Below are 1,601 nucleotides of genomic sequence, written 5' to 3'. Positions count from 1 at the left end.
ACCTCCCCCCTCCAGGGGGAGGTGATCAGAGACCGAGAGGCCGTCGCTTCGACCGGCGACACGAGCCGAGGACCAAGAGCATGTACGACAATCTGATCGCCGGCGTGCCGACCGACTTGTGGATCGGCGGCGAGTGGAAGAAGGCCTCCGACGGCGCCCGCTTCGACGTGATCGATCCGGCGACCGAGAGCGTCATCACGTCGGTGGCGAGCGGCACGGTCGACGACGCGAAAGCGGCCGTGGAAGCCGCCGCCGCGGCGGGCGCCGAATGGGCGGCCAGAAAGCCGCGCGAGCGCGGAGAAATCCTGCGCCGCGCCTTCGAGCTGTTCACGGCGCAGAGCGAGCGCTTCGCCAAGCTGATCACGTTGGAGAACGGCAAGGCGATGCCGGACTCGCGCGGCGAGGTCGCCTATGCGGCGGAGTTCTTCCGCTGGTTTTCCGAAGAGGGCGTGCGCAATCTCGGGCAGCTCTATCACGCGCCCTCCTCCGGCGCCCGGATCATGGTGCAGCACCGGCCGGCCGGCGTCGCCTGTCTGGTCACGCCGTGGAACTATCCGGCCGCGATGGCGACCCGAAAAATTGCGCCGGCGCTGGCCGCCGGCTGCACCGTGGTCTTGAAGCCCGCCTCCGAGACGCCGCTGACCATGCTGGCGCTGATGCCGCTCCTGGCCGAAGCGGGCGTCCCGGCCGGCGTCGTCAACGTGGTGCCGTCGCGCCGCTCCGGTCCGGTGGTCTCGGCGATGCTGCACGACATGCGGGTCCGCGTCGTCTCCTTCACGGGCTCGACCGAGGTCGGCGTGAAGCTTCTTCGCGAGGCGGCCGACAACGTGGTGCGGCCGGCCATGGAGCTCGGCGGCAACGCGCCGTTCCTGGTGTTCGAGGACGCCGACATCGACGCCGCCGTCGAGGGCGCCATGATCGCCAAGATGCGCAACCAGGGCGAGGCCTGCACGGCGGCGAACCGCTTCTATGTGCACGAGGCCGTGCACGACGCCTTCGCGGCGAAGCTGACGGAGCGGATGGCGGCGCTGAAGATGGGCAACGGGCTCGACGAGAGTGTCGCGCTCGGCCCGCTGGTCAACGCCGACACCCGCGACAAGGTGCAGGAGCTGGTCGACGACGCGCTCGCCAAGGGCGCCAAGGTGACGGTCGGCGGCACGCGGCCCGCCGGCAAGGGCTTCTTCTATCCGGCGACGGTTCTCACCAACATCTCCGACGACGCCAAGCTGCTGCGTGAGGAGATCTTTGGTCCGGTCGCGGCGCTGAAGACGTTCAAGAGCGAGGACGAGGCGATCCGCGAGGCGAACGCCACCGAGTACGGGCTCGCGGCCTATCTGTATACCAAGGATCTCAGCCGCGGCCTGCGGGTGTCGGAGAAGCTCGACTTCGGCATGATCGGCCTCAACCGTGGCCTGATGTCGGATCCGGCGGCCCCGTTCGGCGGCATGAAGCAGTCCGGCCTCGGCCGTGAAGGCGCGCATGACGGCCTGATGGAGTTCCTGGAGACCCAGTACGTCTCCGTGACCTGGTGAGACTGATGCACGTCGCTGCGGGGTGACCACCTCCCCCTGGAGGGGGGAGGTCGGCGGACGAAGTCCGCC

Annotated in this window: 1 protein-coding gene; it reads left to right on the top strand. The window is 69.1% G+C overall.

The window, feature by feature from the left end:
- The first annotated feature begins 80 nt into the window (after nt 1-80).
- Nucleotides 81-1,532: an NAD-dependent succinate-semialdehyde dehydrogenase gene (locus CH341_RS31165; protein ID WP_111423555.1), complete on the top strand. Its 1,452-nt coding sequence runs from the start codon at nt 81-83 to the stop codon at nt 1,530-1,532.
- Nucleotides 1,533-1,601: the final 69 nt, after the last annotated feature.

Source organism: Rhodoplanes roseus, assembly GCF_003258865.1.
Taxonomy (GTDB): Bacteria; Pseudomonadota; Alphaproteobacteria; order Rhizobiales; family Xanthobacteraceae; genus Rhodoplanes; species Rhodoplanes roseus.
The sequence above is the reverse complement of the archived record's forward strand: the minus strand, read 5'-3'. Positions and strand labels throughout refer to the sequence as shown.